Source organism: Cronbergia sp. UHCC 0137 (assembly GCF_034932285.1).
Taxonomy (GTDB): domain Bacteria; phylum Cyanobacteriota; class Cyanobacteriia; order Cyanobacteriales; family Nostocaceae; genus Cronbergia.
This window is the reverse complement of the sequence record NZ_JAYGHC010000024.1, coordinates 1-18,155: the sequence shown is the minus strand read 5'-3', so window position 1 is coordinate 18,155 and position 18,155 is coordinate 1. Positions and strand designations below refer to the sequence as shown.

The window sequence follows — 18,155 nt, the reverse complement described above, 5'->3', positions numbered from 1 at the left end:
TCCTCCTTAATTCTTAATTTACCAAGGGTGAGGAAACCCCACCCATACATTTATTTATGGTCGATATAACCACAAGGGTAAACCACTGGTAGACATTTCAAATTCCAGCCAATCAATACCAGCCCCAATACCTGATCCTAGTTGACGACTACCTGGTAAAACACGACTTAACAATGGTTTCGGTTCTTCTAGGGTATAGCAAGGGGTTTTTTCTGGATCAAGACCGACTAATTCCGCAGTCCAGCGTCGCGCATCTTCTTCTGTTCCCAGACGGTCTACAACACCCAATTCTAAGGCTTGCTGTCCCGTAAAAATCCGGCCGTCGGCGAAAGTTTTCACGGTTTCTACTGCTAAAGAACGCCCTTCCGCGACTGTTTGCACAAATTGCTGATAGCTGACATCAATCAATTCTTGGAGGATGGTTTGTTCTGGTTCTGTTAGTTCTCGGTCAAAGGACAAAATATCTTTGTAAGGGCCAGACTTAATGACTTTGAAGGAAACTCCAATTTTCTCTAATAGCCGTTCTAGGTTATTTCCTCGCAAAATCACACCAATACTGCCTGTAATCGTCCCTGGGTTAGCGATGATGTGTTCTGCTCCCATACCAATATAAACACCACCAGAAGCGGAAATATTACCAAAACTGGCAACTATTTTGATTTTATTCCGTAATCGCTTTAAGGCACTATAAATTTCTTGGGAATCTCCTACTGTCCCTCCAGGACTATCAATGCGGAGTAGTAGGGCGGGAAATTTTCTCTCTTCGACGGTTTTTAGGGCTTCTAATACCCGTTTACGAGTTCCACTAGCGATCGCGCCAGTAATTTCAATCCGAGCAATTTGTTTCCGAAACCTGGGCTTAAAAGGCCAAATCATGAGCTATCCAATGACTTTAATTAATAGACTTAATATAACGGTTGTCAGTTACAGGGGGCAGCACTTAGGCTTACTATGGCTAACGCCACGCTCCGCGGTAAGCGTCAGCTATGCCGTTAGGCTTTACGACTTCGCTCGGCACAAGTCAGTACAAGACGCTCAGTGACCGGGGGCAGGAGGCAGGGGAGGCAGGGCAGGAATAATTAATTAATTTATTCCCATAATGCCTACGGCAGGCTAACGCCAACACCAATCACCCATCACCAACCCCCAACCCATTTTTATGCTTTACTGAGGATTCTTTGCACAATTTCTACTCCAGATACGGCTTGCCAGACAAAAAGCCCCAAAAGCGCGAAATTTAATAAAATGTGCGTCACACGCGCCCAATTTGCCCCTTTTTGCATAAAGGGAGTAAGAGAAGCAGAAAAAGCTATCAGTCCAGTCATGCCCAAACCCGCTAGTAGGTGGGGTCCAACAAACAATTTACCATTATTAATGTAGGTGACAGCCATCCCACCAATCGCACCTGCTACCATCAAGGCTAAAATAATAGAACCAATTTGGTGATGTTTAATGTTGTACTTACCTTTAATTAGTTCTTTTTTTTCGTCACCCTGAGCATTTCTCGTCCGTTGTACTTGTAACCCCAAGTAAGCAGCGTAAAGTGAAAGTGCTAATAGTATCCACATGGTTACTGGGTGGAAAAAATTTAACCAATACTTGAATGTTGGAGAAAGTTCTAAGCTCATTTTGTTTGTCAACCATTATTAAATCTTTATAAAACTTAGCATACCTTGATTTTATCTACTTAACATTCAATATTTAACACTCAGCAACCACTTTATTTCCCTGTTCCCTGTTCCCTGTTCCCTGTTCCCTGTTCCCTGTTCCCTGTTCCGTGTTCCCTGTTCCCTGTTCCCTGTTCCCCGTTACCTTTTATTATGACCAACAATAACAATACTCTGCTCCTAAAAGCAGCCAAAAATGGTAATATTCAGCATCTATCGGCGTTAATTGAGGCTGGTGCTAAGGTTGATGTATGTGATCAAGATGGAACTACAGCTTTGATGTATGCCGCTAATTTAGGTTATACGGAAATTGCGCGATCGCTCTTAAATGCCGGGGCTAATATCAACTTAGCTAGAAAAACCTACGCTTTAACGGCTTTAATGTTGGCGGCAAGTGCCAATAAACTAGATATTGTCCAGCTTTTAATCTCCAGAGGTGCTGACGTTAACGCCGTGAATGAAGACGGTAGCACGGCTTTAATGGCAGCAGCACTCAAAGGTCATCTTGATATAGTTCATGCTTTATTAGCAGCCGGGGCTGATGCCAGTCTTGCTGATCAAGATGATGATACAGCTTTAAAATTAGTCGTCAAGCAAGGCTATACGGCAGTCGTTAAAGCACTACTACAAAATAGTAATAATGTCAACATTCCCGATGCAGAAGGTGAAACACCATTAATGATCGCTTCCGAATCAGGACATTTGGATGTAGTGCAAGCCTTATTATCCCTTGGTGCTGATATCAACTTAAAAAATTCCGATGGTGTTACACCACTTTTAACTGCTGCTGCTACTAATAATATTGAGATTGTGGTGGCTTTATTAGATGCAGGTGCAGAAATAAATCATCAAGACAAAGATGGTGAAACTGCCTTGCACTTAGCGACTTTAGAAGGTTACATTGATGTAGTAGAAGTGTTATTACAACGAGGTGCTGATGCTCAAATTAGAAATAATTTAGGTGATACACCTCTATTGGTAGCAGCTTTGCAGGGACATAGCCAAATAGTTGAAAAACTGTTACATTTTGGGGCAGATATTCATAATAGAAATCTTGGTGAAGTACCCTTAACTTTGGCAGCATTCCAAGGACAGACTCAGACAGTAAAAGTATTACTTAATTACGGTGCTGATGTAAATGCCTTGGCTGATGATGGACAAACCGCTTTAATTAAAGCCACAGCAGGTAATTATCCAGAAATTATTAAACTCCTGTTAGATAAAGGTGCAAATTTAAATGTTCAAGATTCAGCCGGTGCAACGGCTTTAATGTGGGCTGTCTCACACGATTATAGTCAAGCAGTGCAGATTTTACTGGCTGCGGGGGCAGATGTCAACTTAAAAAATCGTGGTGGTTATACAGCTTTAATGATTGCTGAATTTAATGATTATCCTCATATAGTTCGACGTTTACGCCAATCTAACGCACAGGAATAGTCCTAGCTTTAAATACTAAATTAATTATGAAACAATCTCGCTTTTTTCGTTTACTAGATAACGATGCGATCGCTGCCTGGGTTTTTATGACACCAGCAATGATTTTATTAGGTTTATTTGTAATTTGGCCGATTGCTTATTTATTTTATCTTAGTTTCACTGCTGGTAGTTTTACTTCTACCGGAATTTATTGGGTAGGGTTGAAAAATTATTGGCGATTACTACAAAATCCCGATTTTTGGCAAGTTATTTTTAACACTGGTTATTTTACTATTGGCAGCATTATTCCTAGTTTAGTGATTCCATTGGGATTAGCTGCATTATTAAATAGTTCTATCCCTTTGCGGGGCGTTTTGCGGAGTGCCTATTTTTTACCTTCAATTGTTTCTCTTGTTGCTGCTGGTTTAGGGTTTCGTTGGTTATTTCAAACTACTGGGCCTGTTAATGAATTATTGAATGTTTTTAATATTCCTCCAATAGCTTGGTTGGGAGATACTTTTTGGGCAATGCCAGTCATAATTTTATTTAGTATTTGGAAACAAATCGGTTTTAATATGGTTGTTTTTTTGGCAGGTTTACAAGCTATTCCTACCAGTCGTTATGAAGCTGCGGAACTTGATGGAGCTAATAGTTGGCAACAATTTTGGCATATTACTCTACCGGGATTACAACCAACTTTAATTTTTGTCACTATCACTACTGCAATTTTTACATTACGAAGTTTTGAACCAGTTTATATAATTACAGGTGGTGGTCCTTTAAATTCTACTAATTTACTAGTTTATTACACCTATCAAGAAGCTTTTGCTCAATTTGATTTCGGTTACGCGGCAGCAGTAGCTACATTATTGTTAGCAGTAACTTTAATATTAGTATATTTCCAATTAAGAACTTGGGGGGAGGAATGAGGCAGGGGGCAGAGGGCAGGGGAAGCAGGGGAGGCAGGGGAGGCAGGGGAAGCAGGGGAAGCAAGGGAGGAATAATTAATTTATCACCAATCAGGATCACGGATTTAATGGATTACACAGATTACACGGATTTGAAGATTATCCCATTACCCATTACCAATCACCCATCACCCATTACCCATTATCAAAATTCTCGTCGTAAGAATAGGAGAATAGCAACCGTTAACATCATTACACTGTAAAATAAACCATAGCTGGCATTAGTAATTAATGTTAATGGATCAGGTAGTGCTTGGAGTCCATAAACAGCATCATTTTTGAGATCCAAGCGAGATAAATCTGGCAATATGAGAAATAAACCTTGTGTGATGCGTTCTATTCCAGGGCTTTTGCTCATGCGTCCAAGTTGGACTAAATCTTGAGTAATATTCCCCATTAAATACACGGCAAATGATAAAGCTGTAGCGATTAAGGAACTTGTAAATACTCCTAAAGTTATAGATACGGCAGTAATTAAGGACAATTGCAAAAATAAAAAGAATGCAGCAATTAAAATGCTGAATGTCGGATACTCCATTTTACTAAATTGCAAAAACCCTAAATAAATTACTGTCATTGCTATGACTAATACTGCTAAGACTGCTGATAGTCCTAAATATTTGCTGGTGATAAATTCACTGCGACTGATGGGTTTGGCAATTAAAACTAATATGGTGCGCTTTTCAATTTCTTTGTTGACTAATCCTGTTCCTATAAATATAGCAACAATTAGGCCAATAGCACTCATGGCTGCAAAACCAAAGTCTAAAAATATTTTGTCTTGGGTTGTGGGTGTAAATTCAAAAATTGCTAGATTAGCAATTGGGAGTAATAGTGCATAGAAACCGATGATGTAAAGGATGCGATCGCGGATCACTTCCTTAAACACGTTCTTTGCCATGACATAAGTTCTGCCTAGATTCATAGTTATTTAGTGATTAAATTATTGATTTATTTACTGTTTTGGTGGTGGTGAACCAGGGATAAATTTGCTAGTGCGATCGCACTTAATTTCGGCTATTGTATTTTCTGGATTGGTTCTACTGGCAACTGGCTCGATCAAACAGGATTTTTTCAAGTAATATCCCTGGGAATTGGAACTTGGTCCCATCCAAATACTGAGAATATCTAATCTATATCCAGATTTGACATTGACTATTCTTGGTTCTACTTTCCATAGTTTCTGTTCTTCAAATTTATCCAAATTTTTTGTAATTATGTTATTTCCTAAATTTCCCAATTGTCGATTAGAATCTATTAACCATCTTTCTACTTGTGACCAAGGCCTATTTACTATTTGTTGTTCTACTAAGGGTTGTAATTTGTTTAAGATATTTTCACCATTTTTAGAGTTTTTAGGTTTTTCGTCTACCCTAATTACAAAGGCACTACGTTTAAAGTCATCCGTTAGCAATGTTGGATATTCTTTTGACCATTTATCTAAGACAAAGTAAAACTGAATCCAACAACTAATTAACATCGACCAAGCAATCAAAATGATAGTTTTTTGCCGGACTTCTAATTTGGGCATAGTAGCTTTGGCTACTGAACCCTTACCTTCAAAAAATTCTGGTAATGCTGTAATAATAGCCGCTAAGGTAGGCCAAATAACAATAGTTCTGGGTGTTACTCCATTTACTTGATGTCCAAAGGCAAACATACTAACTAAAAAGCCAGTCACAACTGCTCCCACTGGCATAAAAGTACCAGGAACTCTTAAAGGGTCATCTGTAGTATACCAGGCTGTACCAGCAACTAAAAATAACCAACCACAAAATGCAATTAAGTCTTTTATGTAACCTGTGGCTAAATAAGAAACTCCCCAAGAAAAAACACTCAAATAAATAAATGTCTGCCAAGAGTAAGCTTTGGGGGGAGTTAACAGCTTTTGAATCCCTAAAAATATGTCTTGAAAAAATTTAAAGATAAAAAATACATCTTTAAATAAGCTGTTCATTTATGTTTACCTCTAAGTTTTATTTATTGCGAACAAACAAAAGTACAGTGATTGCAGTATAGCTGAGTGAATTAGCTATTAGTGTGGTAGTAACTAAGCTATTACTTTTTAGTTTAAGTTGACTGAAATTATTTACTCTCTTTCTCTGAGATATTGGTTCTTCTTCTTTTTTAACTCTATCATCTAAGAAAATTAGCAATATTTTCAGTAAGAAAAATTTGATCAAAAAGGTAGCAAAGAAAATGATAAAGGCAATCAAAATAATTAATGTCTGAGTTTCAGACCTTTTAAAGCTATTAAAAAATATATAGCTAATTAGTTCTGATTTCAAGTTTACTGGCAATATTGGCTCGGAGAGAAAAAATATAATCCAACCAATGACACTAGAAAACACATTCATGGAGATTGCATAAAAAATGCTGGTCTTTTTGTCAAATTTCAGGTTTCTATGGAGAACATAAGCCTCTATGGGAATGGCTACAAATAAAAACAAGGTGGCAAATAAAATTGCACCAATGGGCAAAAGTCTCGGTATTGATAGTTCTTCTGACATACAGGGTTATCAAAGGGGGCAGGGATCACACGGTTGATGTTGGTAATTATCTCATTGTTTTTGTCATATACCATATTAGTGTGACAATATCAATATATTTATTTTTTTAACATCTGTTTTCATTTGATTGGGTAAAATAGGAGACTGCTAGATTAAAATTTTTTGAGAAATGACAAGGAACGGCATCGGTATTCGCACAGCGCAAGTGCGTTCTGAACGGTTGACTGGTCAAATTCATGTCTATGATGGTGTGGGGAAAGGAAAGTCCCAAGCTGCTCTAGGTGTGGTTTTGCGTTCAATTGGTTTGGGAATAAATGCACCAAGCAATTCTAACCGGGTTTTATTGCTGCGGTTTTTAAAGGGTCCAGAACGAGATTATGATGAGGATGGAGCGATCGCTGCTTTACAGCGTGGATTCCCCCATTTGATTGATCAAGTTCGCACCGGTAGAGCAGAGTTTTTTGGACATGACGAAATTACCCCTTTTGACCGAGAAGAGGCATCACGGGGGTGGGATGTAGCCAAAGGTGCGATCGCCTCTGGTTTGTATTCGGTTGTGGTTTTAGACGAAATTAACCCGGTTTTAGACTTGGGTTTACTATCTGTGGATGAGGTGGTACAAACTTTAAAATCTAAACCCCAGGAGTTAGAAATTATTGCCACTGGACGCGCTGCACCGCAAAAATTGCTGGATATTGCCGATTTACACTCAGAAATGAAACCTCAGCATCATCCAACGGCAGCAGAATTATTAATTGAAGGGATTGAAATTTATACTGGTGCGGGTAAAGGTAAGTCTACGAGTGCTTTGGGGAAGGCATTAAAAGCCATTGGTAGGGGGATTAATCATCCTGGTTCTACCCGTGTGTTGATTATGCAATGGCTCAAAGGTGGTAGTGGTTATACTGAAGATGCAGCGATCGCGGCTTTGCAACAGTCCTATCCAGAAGTGGTGGATCATCAACGTTGCGGTCGAGATGCCATTGTTTGGCGTAATTCTCGGCAAGAATTGGATTATATGGAAGCTGAGAGGGGTTGGGAAATTGCTAAAATAGCGATCGCTTCTGGTGTGTATAAAACTATAATTCTTGATGAACTCAATCCCACTGTTGATTTAGAATTATTGCCAGTAGACCCCATTGTTCAAGCATTACTGCGTAAACCCCGCGACACAGAAATTATTATTACTGGTCGTTGTCAAAATCAACCTGCTTATTTTGATTTAGCCAGTATTCACTCTGAGGTCTATTGTCATAAACATTATGCTAATCACGGTGTGGAATTAAAACGGGGAGTAGATTTTTAACATGGATAATAGTAATACATTAGATTTGGTGGCAGGGGGATTGGCGATCGCTATTCTGGTAGGTGGAATTTTAATGATGTTCACTACCCTCTTTACCACCAAAAAATAGTTAAGGCAGGGGGCAGGGGGCAGGGGGGGCAGGGGAGGCAGGGGAGGAATAAATCTTTTATTACCAATCACGATCACGGATTTAATGGATTACACAGATTACACGGATTTGAAGATTATCCCATTACCAATTACCAATTACCAATTACCCATTACCAATTACCCATTACCAATCACCCCCTATATTTAATGATTGTAATTATTAGTACGAGGATGGCGCATACCAGCTACAGCACCCATCAAAGCGGCAGCTAAACTTAATAGAGAACCAAGGACAAACCACCACAAAGTTCTGGATGTTGCTGCTGCAACTTGACGGGTTTGTTCTTCAGTTAATTGAGGTAAATTTTGAGGTATATTAGTACCTTGTTGTTGTAATTGAGTAATTACTTCACCTGCATTATAGGCAGCAACACCAAAAGTACCTAAAACACCATTTGCTAATAAAAAAGAACTAATTGCTAGGGTTGTTGCCCAAAGAATAGCACCATTTAGTAAGGCTGTATTCTGGTTCATTGGTCCACAAGCACGGGTTGTTACCCAACCACCCAAAAATAGAGAAAGTAATAAGGCTACAGTTGACCAAATTCCGACATTACTAATAATACCAGAAGCTATTGATCTCGGTGCTAAAGAATCGGCAATTCTACCCGCACCAAGGGCGCTAAAGAAGGAACTTAAAACTAATTGAGTCGCTAATGCAAGCAACACACCAGAAAGAATTGGACCCCAACGCACGCGATCGCGATATTCAGAAACTCGACTAGCGATCGCTGATTCAGGAGGAATAATTTCATCACCTACACGATTTGCGTATGACATAGTTTATTTTCTCCTTTGCTATTTCAGCAAAGTTTTTAGGATATATTATTGATGTTTATGTTTAAAATTAAACTCTCAATTGTCGTTTTTAATCTCTATCACTAGAAAGAGTTATTTAGTATATACTAGGGAATAAGCGATAGCTGCGCTCGCCGTACCCCTTCGGGGAAGCAATCTACCCGAAGCGTCTCGTAGAGAAGGCATCGCGCAACCCAACAAAATCTCGAAAATATTGGTTTTATTTACGTCAAATGTCAATTAAATTGCCAAATTTAGGACTCCACCATCCTTTTGCCGTATTAAAATAAGCCACATCTTTATGTTTCTTATCCTTCCATGATTCCTGACCAGAACACCGTAGCATAGTCTTATTCTGCCCATCCTTAATATAACTGTACTCCTCCAAAGGTTTCTTACATACTGGACAGGGATATGAGGTGATTTTTGCTGAAGGCTTGGGAGTATTTTCATTTTGAGATGTTTTAGTTTTAGGTGCTTCCCAAGTTTTGTTAAAATCACTCCAAAACAACACAACATTTTCACAGCCACTCACACATTTGAGGAAATATTTCTTTTTAACTTTACTACTAGGAATTTTAGCTAGACAGTTATTACAATTGGGACAACGAGTTTTAGAAGTTTCATATTTACGCTCAACTGCATTATTAGTTTTAGCTATAGCTGAGGGATTAATAACCACAGTTTTAGCTTTGGAAAGGGCAGGTACAAAATAATTCTGATTCCAATTAGTTAGGTAATATTGCCAAGAGTTTTTTCCTTCAGCGATCGCATCTAGGGCATCTTCCATTTTAGCAGTAAATTCTGCTTCTAATAAATCTGGTAAAGCCTTTTGTAAAAACTCATCAACTTCTAACCCTAAAACTGTAGGTTGGAGATGGTCTTTTTTCAATTCCACATAATTGCGTTTCTTTAAAGTAGCAACGGTGGGGGCATAAGTGCTAGGACGACCAATACCTTTTCTTTCCATCAATTGTACCAGTTTTGGTTCACTGTACCTTGGTGGTGGTTGGGTTTGTTTTTGGTCATGTCCAGCTTTTTCTAAAGTCAGCATTTGCCCCTTTTGCAAAGCAGGTAAAACTGCATCTTTGCTAAGATTCAACCAATATTTTGCATAACCGTAAAATTCGATTACTTGCCCTCTAGCTTGCCATAAAATATTACCTGATTGAGTAATTATCAGAGTTTTACGAAGTTGTGCAGGACGACATTGAGAAGCAACTGCTCTTTTCCAAATCATCACATACAAGTTAAACTCATCTTCAGGTAATTCTATCCGCAATTGCACCGAAGGACGAAAGACATCTGTGGGACGAATCGCTTCGTGTGCTTCCTGCGCGGTTTTACTACTACGCTGCTTGGCTACCTGCTGGGGGACATTTTGGGGATCATTTTCTTCCAACCATTGACGCGCACTGGCACAAAATTCAGGACTCAACATTACTGAATCTGTACGCATATATGTGATTAACCCTGCTTCATATAGCTTTTGGGCTACCTGCATAGTTTTGTCGGGGGCAAATTTCAGCTTTGAACCGGCAGCTTGTTGGAGGGTGGAGGTGGTAAATGGTGGAGGTGGTTGACGATATACGAGTTTTCCTTCAACTTGAATAACTTGATGAGGATGACGCTTTGCTTCCTCAACTAACCTTGTGGCTTCTGCTTCGGAGAGAACCCGCTTAGATTCAGGTTTTTCTGGGTTATTACTAGCTGCATCATCGTGAGTTTCCGTTTCTGCTTCTGGTGTGTCTGTGGCAGAATTGGCCGTACCTTTGTAAAAAGCCCGGAATCCTTCTTGATAATCTACCCAAACACTCCAATAATCTTGGGGGACAAAGACTTGAATTTCTCTTTCTCGCTGACAAATTAGATGTAATGTGGCACTTTGGACTCTACCTACACTTTTTGCACCGTTATTTAATGCCCAAACTAGGGGACTGCCCTTGTAGCCTACCAGTTTGTCGAGACAATCACGACATAATCCTGCACCGATTAAATTGGTATCGAGTTTTCTAGGATGAGCGATCGCACTTTGCACCGCCGATGCTGTAATCTCAGTATAGACTACTCGCTTTGGTTCCCTTAAACCTAACGTTTCTTTAAGATGCCAAGCAATGGTTTCTCCTTCTCGGTCTGGGTCTGTGGCTAAAACAACTTCATCAACCTGTCTAACAGCCGCTTTTAGTTGTTGAATTGTTTCTTTTGCCCGTTGGTCACGGGGTACATAATTGCAGCGTACACTATTACCATCCATTGTGAATCCCAGTGAATCATCACCCTCGTTACTCAGTTCGCGGATATGTCCACAACTAGCGCGAACAATCCAATCTGCACCGAGAATTTGACTCAGTTTTTTGACTTTTCCGGGAGATTCCACCACTAGGAGACGTTTGGGCATGGCGCTTGTGTTTTAGATGCTTTATATAGGATAAAATAAATCAGAAGATTTTTACAATAAGTTGGGAATTTGAATTGTCTGAATCAGGATATCCAGGATTTAAGGATTTACAGGATAATAGCTGAGGATGATTTTTGGGATTTGAGGATTTTTCTGATGTTGATATTTTTTAGATATTTTGTAAATTATGATCATCAAGTAATTCCATCTTAAATATTACAATGAATCATCAAATCAGTATTTAAAACATGATATTTGAAAATAATATCCTGTACATCCTCAAATCCTGTACTTCGACTTCGCTCAGTAACCAGTTATCTTGATTCTGACAATTCAAAATTTTAACATTAACCTGAAATTTCATATTTTTACTGCATTTCTTCAATACAATCAACAACAATTACCGATTACCATCATTTGGTAACTGACTCAGATAATCATCCATAATGGCTGGTAATTCCTTTGCTGAATAAGTAAAAGTTAGGGATAAAAATGTAATAGCTTTCGTAATTATTTCTTTTCTATCTAGAATTTTTGATAATTGAGAACGAGTGTATTTACCATTCATTATTTCTAGACTAGCATCAGCGATCGCATCTTCAATTACTTCTTCCTCAATTAAATTTTCCCATTCACCCTCATTCACATAATAAGATTTTTTATTTTCTTTAAGATTAATTTTTTGAATTTCTCTAATCGAATTACGAATAGAAGCCATCCAAGAATTTGTTAATCGCTGTTCTATTTTATTTTTAATCAAGTGAATTAATAAAATCTTCAAATGCGATTCTATATTTCTCAATATTGCTTGTTTATTCATTCCTTCTAATTCATCTACAATTACTAAAGCCTCTGTATATTTTCCTTGTAAAATGCTGTTTCTGAGGTCTATTAATTCTTGAGTCATTTTATTAAACTCCAGTATTATTTACATAAGTAAGTAGGTGGCAGAGGAAAACCAAAATGTGTGAAGAAGAGTAGAATCGCTGAAAACTTTTTCATTCTTGCCTTGCCATAATGATAATTTCTAATGCTAACTTACTTAATAGTCTATTCTTACTACCAAAATTATATCAGAATTTCATAATTATCACTAAATTCTTTGTGTCGTAACAAAAAGAGAACTTGACTAAAATATACATTCTGTGATAATCTATACTCCTCAAGGTTATAATTTTAGCTTTTGCTTAAACGGCATATTAGACTTCTTTTCTTGCAAAAGTCGTGATTTTCAAATTCTTCTTTGCGTCTTTGCGCCTTTGCGTGAGCTTTTCAAGAATATTCTTGGCGGGACAGCATTTTTTGCCCAAATAAATAAACGCAGATGTAGCTTGCTTCCCGCAGGTTACACAGATAAATACAGAAAACATCCTGGACATCCTGATTTTGATATAATATAGTAAATTGCCAGCAGGAGTCAAATTTATGACAATGAAAGAACTTATTCAAGCAGAAATTGACAAAATACCCGAACAAGAGCTTAATGAAGTTTATCAACTAATTAAAGATTTTACAGACAAAAAGAATAGCACGAAAAAGGGAATTTTATCCCAATTAAAACAGATAAAAATTCAAGGCCCTACAGACTTTTCCGTAAATTTTGATAAATATTTATATCAGCAAGGATTAGATGATAAATAATCGTTGTTTTTTAGATACTTCATTTATTATTGCACTAATTAATGAAAGAGATCAATATCATCAAATAGCTAATGATTTAGCAAATTATTATGATGATTCATTTTTAGTGACTTCTGATGCAATTTTATTAGAAATAGCTAATGGTTTAAGTCGTAATTATAAACAAGAAGCAACTCAATTAATAGAAGATTACTCATGCTTTAAGTTTTGATCATCATTTTCAACAAGCTGGATTTTCGTTAGTAAAATAGTGTCGGTTGATTTAAATGAAATCTAAGATATTCTTTGTCTGATAAATCCTGATTCTGACAAAAAAATGATATATCTCCAATTGGAAAATATAAACTATGAAACATCCAAAACTAGAATAAATTATGCAAGAATTATGCAATAACTTGATCGAAACATACGAAGATCAGCTAATTGCAGTGATTCTTTTTGGTTCTCAAGCGCGTGGTGATGCTACTCCTGATTCAGATTTTGATGTATTAATTATACTCAAAGATTTAGTTCAAGCAACCAAAGAAATTGAAAAAATTGGCTTTTTTCTTAGCTCAAATCCTTATTCCTCTGTGTCCTCTGCGTCTCTGTGGTATGTCTTCGACACGCTACGCGAACGTTATTCCGTAACCCTTGCGTAAGTCCTATTTAAAATAACATCCTGTAAATCCTTAAATCTTGGATATCCTGATTCTGACAATTAAAATGGTAGTGTATTCGGTGTAGTGGTAAAAATACACACATGAGAATTTATACCGATCGCTCTTTTTTTTCTAAAATATTCCTAAAATTGTTAAGGACACTGTAGAATGAAGAATGGTGTCTTTAATCAGATTTAAATCCGTATGGCTAAAAAGAGTATGATTGAGCGCGAGAAAAAACGCGCCAAGTTGGTGGAAAAATACGCCGAAAAACGCGAAGCTTTGATGGAAGAGTTCAAAAGTGCCGAATCTCCCCTAGATAAGCTAGAAGTTCACCGCAAAATCCAACAACTGCCCCGTAACAGTGCGCCTACCCGCCACCGGAATCGTTGTTGGTTAACTGGCCGCCCTAGAGGTGTGTATCGTGATTTTGGTCTATCTCGGAACGTACTCCGGGAATGGGCGCACGAAGGTCTTTTGCCTGGAGTTGTTAAATCAAGCTGGTAATCAGTGGTCATTAGTCATTATTCATTAACTTTGAACCAATGACCAATGACAAATTCATTATTGACCGCAACATCGATCAATTCCCAGGCTTTCTAAGAGTAGATCGCTAACGGCGTTGGCGATCGCAAACTCTCCATAAAAACTCTTAGAAAAATCAAATGCTTGCATCTCTGTCACAATAGCAATAACCAGAGAACCCAAGTCATTCTCTCCCTCCATTCGTTGTCTGACAAAAATCTGGGCGGCACGTTGGGCAATGTTGTGATTCACAGCTTCTGGTATAAATTCTGTATCTAGCCATCGCAGCAAACCTTGTTGTAGCCATTCCCCTTCTAGCTGGGCATCGTTAGAGGGTGGTAAGGTGATAGGTGGAATTGGTTCATTCATTTTTGTTTGTATATCTTAATAGATTTATTTGCCAAGCTACTCTCAAAAGAACGTAAAATGCGTACCTCTGAGAATATTCTGAGTGTTTACCGAATTATGCAATATGATATTGCCGCGATTATTAGAGGTTATGCTCAAGGTTATTTTCTCATGGCTGATGAGTGCGATCGCCTGGGATGGTATGAAAGTAAAGAAAGAACTTTGATTCCTTTGGATCAAAGATTTCGCTACCCCAAGTCCTTACAACGCATTCTCAATCAAGAACGGTTTACGGTAGCCATTAACCGTAACTTCCAGGGTGTAGTTGCTGGTTGTGCTAACCGCGAAACAACTTGGATTTCTCCAGAATTAGAAAAGATTTATTGGCAACTTTACCAAGCAGGTTATGCCTATAGCTTTGAAACTTGGCAAGGAGATGAACTAGCAGGAGGAATTTTAGGAATTGTGATTGGTGGTGCTTTTATTGGTGAATCTATGTTTTATAGCATTCCCGAAGGTTCTAAGGTAGCAATGGTCAAGCTGGTAGAAAGATTACGTCAAAGACAATTTATCATGTTTGACGCGCAAATGATGAATCCTCACCTAGCTAGATTTGGGGCTTTTAGTGTTGATTATCAAGAATATAAAATTTTACTTCAAAAGTCCCTAGAAGTTTCCTGTACCCTAATTTAGCAATAGATAGCGACCGAATTTAAAGCCTAATGAAGTACAAAATCATCTGCGTTTATCTGCGTTTATCTGCGTTTAATTATTACTCCTTGTAACTCATCTAGAACCTTTGTAGAGACATTCCAAGGAACATCTCTACTTTTTTAAAAGATGTCTAACAACCTAATCTTTCTTGTAAAGCTTGCCGTGCTTGTTCTCGGTCGTCAAAGTGGATTTTTTCAGTACCGAGAATTTGGTAATCTTCGTGACCTTTGCCAGCAAGTAAGATTCCATCACCGGGTTTTGCTTGTAAAATAGCAGTACGGATGGCCGTAGCGCGATCGCTAATTACCATTGGTTTAACACTGTCAGGAATCCCTGCTAAGACATCCTGTAAAATCCGTTGTGGGTCTTCAGTGCGGGGATTGTCCGATGTCACCACAGCCACATCTGCTAACTCTGCGGCGATTTTACCCATTTTAGGGCGTTTAGTGCGATCGCGATCGCCACCACAACCAAACACACAAATCATCTGACCAGAAATAAACGGCCGCGCAGCTTTCAGCAAATTCTCCAAACTATCGGGAGTATGGGCATAATCCACAATCACACTAATATCTTGTTCAGGACTAATTTGTACCCGTTCCATCCTACCAGGAACACCAGGAAACCCAGGAATAGAATTGATCACCAAAGACAAATCTAACCCCAAATATAAAACCGTACCCACCCCAGCTAAAAGATTTTCTAAATTAAATTGACCAACTAAAGGTGAACTAAAAGCCATATCGCCTTTTGGACTATGTAAAATCCCACTTACACCATTAGCTTGATAAATTAAATTACTCATCCATAAATCGGCACTATTATCATTAACACTGTAACTCCAAACCCGTTCTGGACTCAAACCATTGATCAAACGTTGGCCATACTCATCATCAGCATTAATTATTGCCCTTCCTTGCAGATAATTAGGACTAAATAACAATGCCTTAGCCGCAAAATAATCTTCCATATCGCGGTGATAGTCCAGATGGTCTTGGGTGAGATTAGTAAACACCCCCACCTCAAACGGACAACCTAAAACCCGACTTTGTGCCAAAGCGTGGGAACTCACTTCCATCACACCCAACTCACAACCAGCCTTTACCGCTTCAGCTAACTGTTGTTGTAATTCTACTGCAAAGGGGGTGGTGTGAATAGCAGTTTGTTCAAAACCCGGCCAACGTGTGTAAAGAGTTCCCAATAAAGCCGTAGGTAAATTAGCTTGAGTGAGAAAATATTCAATTAAATGTGTAGTGGTAGTTTTACCATTTGTCCCAGTCACACCAACTAATTTGAGTTTTTGTCCGGGATAGCCGTAAAAAGTCGTGGCAATTTGGGCGCAAACTTGATTAATATTTTCGGCACTAATTACCAGATTACCTTGTTTGGGTGGATTTTTTTCCATAGCTTGGGGAGAAACAATCGCCCCCACAGCACCAGCAGTTAAGGCACTCGGCCAAAAGTCCCCACCATCTACTCTAGTTCCTGGCATCCCAACAAACAAATCTCCCGTACCGCAAGCATGGGAATTTGTCTTTAGTCCCGTAACTTCCACATCTGCAAAGGTGGGGTTGGATAATTGTACCTCAGTTTTTAATGTCGCTAATAATTCCCGTAATTTCATTAACTAAACCTCGCCGCAAGCTTTCCTTAACGCTTATTCTGCATTATTCTTTCCTGAATTGGACATATATTTCATCAGCATTTGTTCTAGAAAAGGGACACTGGTGCGGGGTGAAGGACGGGGTAGGGGTTGTTCAATTACCTCTGTACCCTGGGTATTTTTTAGACAAAGTACCGGAACTTCATATTGATATTTGCTAAACCAATCTTCACGGGTGGTAATATCGCGTACTTCTAACTCGAAACTGAGATTGTTGATTTGTTCTAGTTTTTCTTGCAAACCTTCACACAAATGGCAACCAGGTTTACTATATAAGATTAATTGCATTTTCTGGGTTTTCCGTTTTTTAGATTATGGCAGGACATAGTAAGTGGGCAAATATTAAACGTCAAAAGGCGGTAGTTGATGCCAAAAGGGGAAATATTTTCACTCAGTTGTCTAGGGCAATTATAGTGGCTGCTAGAAGCGGTGTACCAGATCCAGCAGGGAATTTTCAACTGCGGACAGCGATTGATAAGGCGAAGGCGGCGGGCATTCCTAATGATAATATTGAAAGGGCGATCGCTAAAGGTGCTGGTACTTTTGGGTCTGGGTCTGATTTAGAAGAGATTCGCTATGAAGGTTACGGTCCCGGTGGTGTGGCGGTTTTGATTGAAGCCCTGACAGATAATCGCAATCGGACTGCGGCTGATTTACGGGTGTCTTTTAGCAAAAATGGCGGGAATTTGGGTGAAACTGGTTGTGTTAGTTGGATGTTTTCCCAAAAAGGTGTTTGTGTGGTTGAGGGTGTGGTTGATGAAGAACTACTTTTAGAAGCTTCTTTAGAAGGTGATGCGGAGTCTTATGATCGGACTGATGCAGAAGTTATTGAGGTGTTTACTGAAATAGGGAATTTAGAAGCTTTGAGTCGGGTGCTTAAACAAAAGGGGTTTAAGGTTTCAGATGTGGAATTACGCTGGATTCCTGGCAATTATACAGAAGTAACAGATCATGAACAAGCGCGATCGCTCCTCAAGTTAATTGATACTCTGGAAGGATTGGATGATGTGCAAACTGTCACCGCTAATTTTGAAATGTCAGATAATCTCATGGATTTGAGTTTCAATCATCATTAATGTCTGAATCAGGATTTAAGGATTTACAGGATGGTAGCTGATAAATTTTACATTAATATTGAAAGATATATTTTATAGCATCCAAGAATCCCTATTGTCTGAATCAGGATGTCCAGGATTTAAGGATTTACAGGATTGTGGTTTGGGAATTTTACATTAATATTGAAAAATATATTCTCTAGCATCCAAAAACCCTCAATATTTTAATAAAGAATAGAAATAACATCCTGTACATCCTCTAATCCTGGTTATCCTGATTCAGACAGATGAAATTTCCATTAATACTGAAAAATATATTCTCTATCATCCAAAAAACCCCATATTTTAATAAATA

The 18,155-nt window shown here is 38.5% G+C and carries 20 protein-coding genes; 9 read left to right on the top strand and 11 right to left on the bottom strand.

The window, feature by feature from the left end:
• Positions 1-54: 54 nt before the first annotated feature.
• Entirely contained in the window at positions 55-876 is an 822-nt protein-coding gene (sppA, locus tag VB711_RS14070; RefSeq protein ID WP_323286716.1) for a signal peptide peptidase SppA, read from the bottom strand.
• Positions 877-1,157: 281 nt separating this feature from the next.
• Positions 1,158-1,628, bottom strand: coding sequence for a DUF4079 domain-containing protein (locus VB711_RS14065; RefSeq protein ID WP_323286715.1), 471 nt, complete (start codon positions 1,626-1,628; stop codon positions 1,158-1,160).
• A gap of 192 nt (positions 1,629-1,820) precedes the next feature.
• Between VB711_RS14065 and VB711_RS14060 the strand changes: the two genes are divergently transcribed.
• Entirely contained in the window at positions 1,821-3,104 is a 1,284-nt protein-coding gene (locus tag VB711_RS14060; RefSeq protein ID WP_323286714.1) for an ankyrin repeat domain-containing protein, read from the top strand.
• A 26-nt stretch (positions 3,105-3,130) separates the two neighbouring features.
• The gene (locus VB711_RS14055; RefSeq protein WP_323286713.1) at positions 3,131-4,012 is read left to right on the top strand and encodes a sugar ABC transporter permease; all 882 of its coding nucleotides are present in this window, start codon (positions 3,131-3,133) and stop codon (positions 4,010-4,012) included.
• Between the two features lie 184 nt (positions 4,013-4,196).
• On the opposite strand, the gene VB711_RS14050 is transcribed toward VB711_RS14055, so the two are convergent.
• From VB711_RS14050 to fraC, 3 genes are read right to left on the bottom strand one after another with little or no spacing between them, the layout of a single operon-like run.
• Positions 4,197-4,976, bottom strand: a complete 780-nt coding sequence (locus tag VB711_RS14050; protein WP_323286712.1) for an ABC transporter permease — start codon at positions 4,974-4,976, stop codon at positions 4,197-4,199.
• A gap of 30 nt (positions 4,977-5,006) precedes the next feature.
• The gene (gene fraD, locus VB711_RS14045) at positions 5,007-6,008 is read right to left on the bottom strand and encodes a septal junction protein FraD (protein ID WP_323286711.1); all 1,002 of its coding nucleotides are present in this window, start codon (positions 6,006-6,008) and stop codon (positions 5,007-5,009) included.
• Between the two features lie 19 nt (positions 6,009-6,027).
• Positions 6,028-6,561, bottom strand: a complete 534-nt coding sequence (gene fraC, locus VB711_RS14040) for a filament integrity protein FraC (RefSeq protein WP_323286710.1) — start codon at positions 6,559-6,561, stop codon at positions 6,028-6,030.
• 169 nt (positions 6,562-6,730) lie between these two features.
• On the opposite strand from fraC, the gene VB711_RS14035 reads away from it, so the two are divergent.
• On the top strand, positions 6,731-7,867 hold the full coding sequence (locus VB711_RS14035; protein WP_323286709.1) for a cob(I)yrinic acid a,c-diamide adenosyltransferase: 1,137 nt from the start codon (positions 6,731-6,733) through the stop codon (positions 7,865-7,867).
• A 294-nt stretch (positions 7,868-8,161) separates the two neighbouring features.
• On the opposite strand, the gene VB711_RS14030 is transcribed toward VB711_RS14035, so the two are convergent.
• The 3 genes from VB711_RS14030 to VB711_RS14020 form a co-directional block, all read right to left on the bottom strand.
• Complete coding sequence (locus tag VB711_RS14030) at positions 8,162-8,797, bottom strand: hypothetical protein (protein ID WP_323286708.1); 636 nt, start codon at positions 8,795-8,797, stop codon at positions 8,162-8,164.
• Positions 8,798-9,044: 247 nt separating this feature from the next.
• On the bottom strand, positions 9,045-11,213 hold the full coding sequence (topA, locus tag VB711_RS14025; protein ID WP_323286707.1) for a type I DNA topoisomerase: 2,169 nt from the start codon (positions 11,211-11,213) through the stop codon (positions 9,045-9,047).
• Positions 11,214-11,613: 400 nt separating this feature from the next.
• Positions 11,614-12,120 carry a DUF29 family protein gene (locus tag VB711_RS14020; protein WP_323286706.1) on the bottom strand — a complete coding sequence of 169 codons (507 nt, stop codon included), beginning with the start codon at positions 12,118-12,120 and terminating at the stop codon, positions 11,614-11,616.
• 518 nt (positions 12,121-12,638) lie between these two features.
• On the opposite strand from VB711_RS14020, the gene VB711_RS14015 reads away from it, so the two are divergent.
• The 4 genes from VB711_RS14015 to rpsN all read left to right on the top strand — a co-directional run bounded on the left by VB711_RS14015 (position 12,639) and on the right by rpsN (position 14,002).
• Entirely contained in the window at positions 12,639-12,854 is a 216-nt protein-coding gene (locus VB711_RS14015) for a hypothetical protein (RefSeq protein WP_323286705.1), read from the top strand.
• Positions 12,844-13,065, top strand: a complete 222-nt coding sequence (locus VB711_RS14010; RefSeq protein WP_323286704.1) for a PIN domain-containing protein — start codon at positions 12,844-12,846, stop codon at positions 13,063-13,065. The genes VB711_RS14015 and VB711_RS14010 overlap by 11 nt, the downstream gene beginning before the upstream one ends.
• Positions 13,066-13,228: 163 nt before the next feature.
• A complete protein-coding gene (locus tag VB711_RS14005; RefSeq protein ID WP_323286703.1) occupies positions 13,229-13,495 on the top strand; it encodes a nucleotidyltransferase domain-containing protein in 267 nt (88 codons plus the stop codon).
• 204 nt (positions 13,496-13,699) lie between these two features.
• Complete coding sequence (rpsN, locus tag VB711_RS14000) at positions 13,700-14,002, top strand: 30S ribosomal protein S14 (RefSeq protein ID WP_323286702.1); 303 nt, start codon at positions 13,700-13,702, stop codon at positions 14,000-14,002.
• Positions 14,003-14,059: 57 nt separating this feature from the next.
• Here rpsN and VB711_RS13995 read toward each other — a convergent pair whose 3' ends face one another.
• On the bottom strand, positions 14,060-14,389 hold the full coding sequence (locus tag VB711_RS13995) for a hypothetical protein (protein WP_323286701.1): 330 nt from the start codon (positions 14,387-14,389) through the stop codon (positions 14,060-14,062).
• Between the two features lie 96 nt (positions 14,390-14,485).
• Between VB711_RS13995 and aat the strand changes: the two genes are divergently transcribed.
• Complete coding sequence (gene aat, locus VB711_RS13990) at positions 14,486-15,061, top strand: leucyl/phenylalanyl-tRNA--protein transferase (protein ID WP_323286786.1); 576 nt, start codon at positions 14,486-14,488, stop codon at positions 15,059-15,061.
• Between the two features lie 151 nt (positions 15,062-15,212).
• Here aat and VB711_RS13985 read toward each other — a convergent pair whose 3' ends face one another.
• Complete coding sequence (locus VB711_RS13985; protein ID WP_323286700.1) at positions 15,213-16,706, bottom strand: UDP-N-acetylmuramoyl-L-alanyl-D-glutamate--2,6-diaminopimelate ligase; 1,494 nt, start codon at positions 16,704-16,706, stop codon at positions 15,213-15,215.
• Positions 16,707-16,739: 33 nt separating this feature from the next.
• Positions 16,740-17,033: a glutaredoxin family protein gene (locus VB711_RS13980; protein WP_323286699.1), complete on the bottom strand. Its 294-nt coding sequence runs from the start codon at positions 17,031-17,033 to the stop codon at positions 16,740-16,742.
• Between the two features lie 26 nt (positions 17,034-17,059).
• On the opposite strand from VB711_RS13980, the gene VB711_RS13975 reads away from it, so the two are divergent.
• Positions 17,060-17,821: a YebC/PmpR family DNA-binding transcriptional regulator gene (locus VB711_RS13975; RefSeq protein WP_323286698.1), complete on the top strand. Its 762-nt coding sequence runs from the start codon at positions 17,060-17,062 to the stop codon at positions 17,819-17,821.
• Positions 17,822-18,155 lie beyond the last annotated feature (334 nt).

Coding starts and splice junctions, on each gene's coding strand:
- VB711_RS13985 (WP_323286700.1), bottom strand. CDS start 16,706: ATGAAATTACGGGAATTATTAGCGACATTAAAAACTGAGGTACAATTA.
- rpsN (WP_323286702.1), top strand. CDS start 13,700: ATGGCTAAAAAGAGTATGATTGAGCGCGAGAAAAAACGCGCCAAGTTG.
- VB711_RS14005 (WP_323286703.1), top strand. CDS start 13,229: ATGCAAGAATTATGCAATAACTTGATCGAAACATACGAAGATCAGCTA.
- VB711_RS14010 (WP_323286704.1), top strand. CDS start 12,844: ATGATAAATAATCGTTGTTTTTTAGATACTTCATTTATTATTGCACTA.
- VB711_RS14015 (WP_323286705.1), top strand. CDS start 12,639: ATGACAATGAAAGAACTTATTCAAGCAGAAATTGACAAAATACCCGAA.
- VB711_RS14050 (WP_323286712.1), bottom strand. CDS start 4,976: ATGAATCTAGGCAGAACTTATGTCATGGCAAAGAACGTGTTTAAGGAA.
- fraC (WP_323286710.1), bottom strand. CDS start 6,561: ATGTCAGAAGAACTATCAATACCGAGACTTTTGCCCATTGGTGCAATT.
- VB711_RS14055 (WP_323286713.1), top strand. CDS start 3,131: ATGAAACAATCTCGCTTTTTTCGTTTACTAGATAACGATGCGATCGCT.
- VB711_RS14060 (WP_323286714.1), top strand. CDS start 1,821: ATGACCAACAATAACAATACTCTGCTCCTAAAAGCAGCCAAAAATGGT.
- sppA (WP_323286716.1), bottom strand. CDS start 876: ATGATTTGGCCTTTTAAGCCCAGGTTTCGGAAACAAATTGCTCGGATT.
- VB711_RS14030 (WP_323286708.1), bottom strand. CDS start 8,797: ATGTCATACGCAAATCGTGTAGGTGATGAAATTATTCCTCCTGAATCA.
- fraD (WP_323286711.1), bottom strand. CDS start 6,008: ATGAACAGCTTATTTAAAGATGTATTTTTTATCTTTAAATTTTTTCAA.
- VB711_RS13980 (WP_323286699.1), bottom strand. CDS start 17,033: ATGCAATTAATCTTATATAGTAAACCTGGTTGCCATTTGTGTGAAGGT.
- aat (WP_323286786.1), top strand. CDS start 14,486: ATGCAATATGATATTGCCGCGATTATTAGAGGTTATGCTCAAGGTTAT.
- topA (WP_323286707.1), bottom strand. CDS start 11,213: ATGCCCAAACGTCTCCTAGTGGTGGAATCTCCCGGAAAAGTCAAAAAA.
- VB711_RS13975 (WP_323286698.1), top strand. CDS start 17,060: ATGGCAGGACATAGTAAGTGGGCAAATATTAAACGTCAAAAGGCGGTA.
- VB711_RS14065 (WP_323286715.1), bottom strand. CDS start 1,628: ATGAGCTTAGAACTTTCTCCAACATTCAAGTATTGGTTAAATTTTTTC.
- VB711_RS13995 (WP_323286701.1), bottom strand. CDS start 14,389: ATGAATGAACCAATTCCACCTATCACCTTACCACCCTCTAACGATGCC.
- VB711_RS14020 (WP_323286706.1), bottom strand. CDS start 12,120: ATGACTCAAGAATTAATAGACCTCAGAAACAGCATTTTACAAGGAAAA.
- VB711_RS14035 (WP_323286709.1), top strand. CDS start 6,731: ATGACAAGGAACGGCATCGGTATTCGCACAGCGCAAGTGCGTTCTGAA.